Below are 5,437 nucleotides of genomic sequence, written 5' to 3' on the forward strand. Positions count from 1 at the left end.
AAAACAGTAACAGGTATTGAACTGAAGAGTTTGATCCTGGCTCAGATTGAACGCTGGCGGCATGCCTTACACATGCAAGTCGGACGGCAGCGCGGGCTTCGGCCTGGCGGCGAGTGGCGAACGGGTGAGTAATACATCGGAACATGTCCAGTAGTGGGGGATAGCCCGGCGAAAGCCGGATTAATACCGCATACGATCCATGGATGAAAGCGGGGGACCGAAAGGCCTCGCGCTATTGGGGTGGCCGATGGCGGATTAGCTAGTTGGTGGGGTAAAGGCCTACCAAGGCGACGATCCGTAGCTGGTCTGAGAGGACGACCAGCCACACTGGGACTGAGACACGGCCCAGACTCCTACGGGAGGCAGCAGTGGGGAATTTTGGACAATGGGCGCAAGCCTGATCCAGCAATGCCGCGTGTGTGAAGAAGGCCTTCGGGTTGTAAAGCACTTTTGTCCGGAAAGAAATCCTCTGGGTTAATACCCCGGGGGGATGACGGTACCGGAAGAATAAGCACCGGCTAACTACGTGCCAGCAGCCGCGGTAATACGTAGGGTGCGAGCGTTAATCGGAATTACTGGGCGTAAAGCGTGCGCAGGCGGTGATGTAAGACCGATGTGAAATCCCCGGGCTTAACCTGGGAACTGCATTGGTGACTGCATCGCTGGAGTATGGCAGAGGGGGGTAGAATTCCACGTGTAGCAGTGAAATGCGTAGAGATGTGGAGGAATACCGATGGCGAAGGCAGCCCCCTGGGCCAATACTGACGCTCATGCACGAAAGCGTGGGGAGCAAACAGGATTAGATACCCTGGTAGTCCACGCCCTAAACGATGTCAACTGGTTGTCGGGCCTTCATTGGCTTGGTAACGTAGCTAACGCGTGAAGTTGACCGCCTGGGGAGTACGGTCGCAAGATTAAAACTCAAAGGAATTGACGGGGACCCGCACAAGCGGTGGATGATGTGGATTAATTCGATGCAACGCGAAAAACCTTACCTACCCTTGACATGGACGGAATCCTGGTGAGAGCCGGGAGTGCCCGAAAGGGAGCCGTCACACAGGTGCTGCATGGCTGTCGTCAGCTCGTGTCGTGAGATGTTGGGTTAAGTCCCGCAACGAGCGCAACCCTTGTCCCTAGTTGCTACGCAAGAGCACTCCAGGGAGACTGCCGGTGACAAACCGGAGGAAGGTGGGGATGACGTCAAGTCCTCATGGCCCTTATGGGTAGGGCTTCACACGTCATACAATGGTCGGAACAGAGGGTTGCCAAGCCGCGAGGTGGAGCCAATCCCAGAAAACCGATCGTAGTCCGGATCGCAGTCTGCAACTCGACTGCGTGAAGCTGGAATCGCTAGTAATCGCGGATCAGCATGCCGCGGTGAATACGTTCCCGGGTCTTGTACACACCGCCCGTCACACCATGGGAGTGGGTTTTGCCAGAAGTGGCTAGTCTAACCGCAAGGAGGACGGTCACCACGGCAGGATTCATGACTGGGGTGAAGTCGTAACAAGGTAGCCGTATCGGAAGGTGCGGCTGGATCACCTCCTTTCCAGAGCTTGTCGTTCGCTGCGTTAAAGCGCTCACACTTGTCGGCTGTAAGAAAGACAGACTCAGGGGTCTGTAGCTCAGTCGGTTAGAGCACCGTCTTGATAAGGCGGGGGTCGATGGTTCGAATCCATCCAGACCCACCAACTTTTGCGATGATCGTTAGTGCTTCAGCACTTACGAGCATCCCACTCTGCCCGCAGGGCAGAGCCCGGAAGCGCAAACGCCTGGGTCTGAATGGTTTATGAGCTGGGGGATTAGCTCAGCTGGGAGAGCACCTGCTTTGCAAGCAGGGGGTCGTCGGTTCGATCCCGTCATCCTCCACCAATCCTCAATGCACAGCGTTCTGCACGAAGCAGAGCCCTTCGCATTGGCGATTGAGCCAGTCAGAGCGATATGACGCATCAAAGCGAAAGTATCGGCTGTCGTTCTTTAACAATCAGGAAGAAGTAGTAAAGAGATTCATCTGAAAGCGTCTAGAGATGGGGTGGAGTAGGTGAATCAGGGTTGTGATTGTATCAATGTATTTTTAAGTGATCGAAAGATTGCTTTGGAATACGGCGCAACACGAATACTCAACCTGTAACGAGTGCTCTTTGCTTGTCCCCTACGGGGATGAGCCCAGAGTAAGAGCTTTGCATGGGCCCGGAGTAAGTGCTGAAGCACTAACTCCGGCCGACAGCTAAAGCGCTAACTCTGGCCGCAAGACACACCCGTTATAGGGTCAAGCGAACAAGTGCATGTGGTGGATGCCTTGGCGATCACAGGCGATGAAGGACGCGGTAGCCTGCGAAAAGCTGTGGGGAGCTGGCAAACAAGCTTTGATCCACAGATATCCGAATGGGGAAACCCACTCCGTATGGAGTATCCATGACTGAATACATAGGTCATGTGAAGCGAACGCGGCGAACTGAAACATCTAAGTAGCCGCAGGAAAAGAAATCAACCGAGATTCCCAAAGTAGTGGCGAGCGAAATGGGACCAGCCTGTACTCTTTATCTGAACTGTTAGCCAAACGCTCTGGAAAGTGCGGCCATAGTGGGTGATAGCCCCGTAGGCGAAAACAGATTGGAAGAACTAGGTGTACGACAAGTAGGGCGGGACACGTGAAATCCTGTCTGAAGATGGGGGGGACCATCCTCCAAGGCTAAATACTCGTGATCGACCGATAGTGAACCAGTACCGTGAGGGAAAGGCGAAAAGAACCCCGGGAGGGGAGTGAAACAGATCCTGAAACCGCATGCATACAAACAGTCGGAGCCTCGCAAGGGGTGACGGCGTACCTTTTGTATAATGGGTCAGCGACTTACATTCAGTGGCAAGCTTAACCGAATAGGGCAGGCGTAGCGAAAGCGAGTCCGAACAGGGCGTCCAGTCGCTGGGTGTAGACCCGAAACCAGGTGATCTATCCATGGCCAGGTTGAAGGCACGGTAACACGTGCTGGAGGACCGAACCCACTAACGTTGAAAAGTTAGGGGATGAGCTGTGGATAGGGGTGAAAGGCTAAACAAACCTGGAAATAGCTGGTTCTCTCCGAAAACTATTTAGGTAGTGCCTCGTGTATCACCTTCGGGGGTAGAGCACTGTCATGGTTGAGGGGTCCATTGCGGATTACCTCGCCATAGCAAACTCCGAATACCGAAGAGTGCAATCACGGGAGACAGACATCGGGTGCTAACGTCCGGTGTCAAGAGGGAAACAACCCAGACCGCCAGCTAAGGTCCCCAAATATGGCTAAGTGGGAAACGAAGTGGGAAGGCTAAAACAGTCAGGAGGTTGGCTTAGAAGCAGCCACCCTTTAAAGAAAGCGTAATAGCTCACTGATCGAGTCGTCCTGCGCGGAAGATGTAACGGGGCTAAGCCATATACCGAAGCTGCGGATGCACAGTAATGTGCATGGTAGGAGAGCGTTCCGTAAGCCTGCGAAGGTGCGTTGAAAAGCGTGCTGGAGGTATCGGAAGTGCGAATGCTGACATGAGTAGCGATAAAGGGGGTGAAAGGCCCCCTCGCCGTAAGCCCAAGGTTTCCTACGCAACGTTCATCGGCGTAGGGTGAGTCGGCCCCTAAGGCGAGGCAGAAATGCGTAGCTGATGGGAAGCAGGTCAATATTCCTGCACCGGCGTGAAATGCGATGGGGGGACGGATCGCGGAAGGTTGTCCGGGTGTTGGAAGTCCCGGTCGCTGCATTGGAGAGGGTAGCCTGGCAAATCCGGCTACAGGACTCAAGGGTGTGGCGCGAGCTTCTTCGGAAGCGAAGCAACTGGAAGGGGTTCCAGGAAAAGCCTCTAAGCTTCAGTTTCACGTTGACCGTACCGCAAACCGACACAGGTGGGCGAGATGAGTATTCTAAGGCGCTTGAGAGAACTCGGGAGAAGGAACTCGGCAAATTGGTACCGTAACTTCGGGATAAGGTACGCCCTGGTAGCTTGATGCGCCTGCGCGCAGAGGGTGAAGGGGTTGCAATAAACTGGTGGCTGCGACTGTTTAATAAAAACACAGCACTCTGCAAACACGAAAGTGGACGTATAGGGTGTGACGCCTGCCCGGTGCCGGAAGATTAAATGATGGGGTGCAAGCTCTTGATTGAAGTCCCGGTAAACGGCGGCCGTAACTATAACGGTCCTAAGGTAGCGAAATTCCTTGTCGGGTAAGTTCCGACCTGCACGAATGGCGTAACGATGGCCACACTGTCTCCTCCCGAGACTCAGCGAAGTTGAAGTGTTTGTGATGATGCAATCTCCCCGCGGCTAGACGGAAAGACCCCATGAACCTTTACTGTAGCTTTGCATTGGACTTTGAACCGGTTTGTGTAGGATAGGTGGGAGGCTGTGAAGCGGGAACGCTAGTTTCCGTGGAGCCGTCCTTGAAATACCACCCTGATCTGTTTGAGGTTCTAACCTTGGCCCGTGATCCGGGTCGGGGACAGTGCATGGTAGGCAGTTTGACTGGGGCGGTCTCCTCCCAAAGGGTAACGGAGGAGTACGAAGGTACGCTAGGTACGGTCGGAAATCGTGCTGATAGTGCAATGGCATAAGCGTGCTTGACTGTGAGACTCACAAGTCGAACAGGTGCGAAAGCAGGTCATAGTGATCCGGTGGTTCTGTATGGAAGGGCCATCGCTCAACGGATAAAAGGTACTCTGGGGATAACAGGCTGATACCGCCCAAGAGTTCATATCGACGGCGGTGTTTGGCACCTCGATGTCGGCTCATCTCATCCTGGGGCTGTAGCCGGTCCCAAGGGTATGGCTGTTCGCCATTTAAAGAGGTACGTGAGCTGGGTTTAAAACGTCGTGAGACAGTTTGGTCCCTATCTGCCGTGGGCGCTGGAAGTTTGAGGGGGCCTGCTCCTAGTACGAGAGGACCGGAGTGGACGAACCTCTGGTGTACCGGTTGTGACGCCAGTCGCATCGCCGGGTAGCTATGTTCGGAAGAGATAACCGCTGAAAGCATCTAAGCGGGAAACTCGCCTCAAGATGAGACTTCCCCGGGGACTTGATCCCCTTGAAGGGTCGTTCGAGACCAGGACGTTGATAGGTCAGGTGTGGAAGCGCAGTAATGCGTTAAGCTAACTGATACTAATTGCCCGTAAGGCTTGATCCTATAACAGGTGTGCCTCCGCCCGGCTGGGCGAGCAGGACGCACAGGTTGAGAGATCGCGTGTTGTGCCGGAAACAACACAACCCCAATTCAGCAACACCTCTTTACGCTTCTTCCCGATTGGCTGTGGCGCGCGGACACTAAAACCCGCCGCGACGCAGCAACCCGTCATGCCTGATGACCATAGCGAGTCGGTCCCACCCCTTCCCATCCCGAACAGGACCGTGAAACGACTCCACGCCGATGATAGTGCGGATTGCCCGTGTGAAAGTAGGTAATCGTCAGGCTCCTC

Annotated in this window: 2 tRNA genes and 3 rRNA genes; all 5 read left to right on the plus strand. The window is 54.5% G+C overall.

Annotated features, from left to right (window positions below):
- The first annotated feature begins 18 nt into the window (after window positions 1-18).
- The 5 genes from BMI01S_RS36670 (at window position 19) to rrf (ending at window position 5,432) form a co-directional block, all read left to right on the plus strand.
- Window positions 19-1,549, plus strand: a 16S ribosomal RNA gene (locus BMI01S_RS36670).
- Window positions 1,550-1,614: 65 nt separating this feature from the next.
- Window positions 1,615-1,691: transfer RNA gene (locus BMI01S_RS36675), tRNA-Ile, on the plus strand.
- 105 nt (window positions 1,692-1,796) lie between these two features.
- Window positions 1,797-1,872: transfer RNA gene (locus BMI01S_RS36680), tRNA-Ala, on the plus strand.
- A gap of 395 nt (window positions 1,873-2,267) precedes the next feature.
- Window positions 2,268-5,148, plus strand: a 23S ribosomal RNA gene (locus tag BMI01S_RS36685).
- Between the two features lie 170 nt (window positions 5,149-5,318).
- Window positions 5,319-5,432 (plus strand): 5S ribosomal RNA (gene rrf / locus BMI01S_RS36690).
- Together the 16S, 23S and 5S rRNA genes with 2 tRNA genes alongside form the textbook arrangement of a ribosomal RNA operon.
- Window positions 5,433-5,437 lie beyond the last annotated feature (5 nt).

Origin of the sequence: Paraburkholderia mimosarum LMG 23256 = NBRC 106338, assembly GCF_000739815.1 — a bacterium.
GTDB lineage: Bacteria > Pseudomonadota > Gammaproteobacteria > Burkholderiales > Burkholderiaceae > Paraburkholderia > Paraburkholderia mimosarum.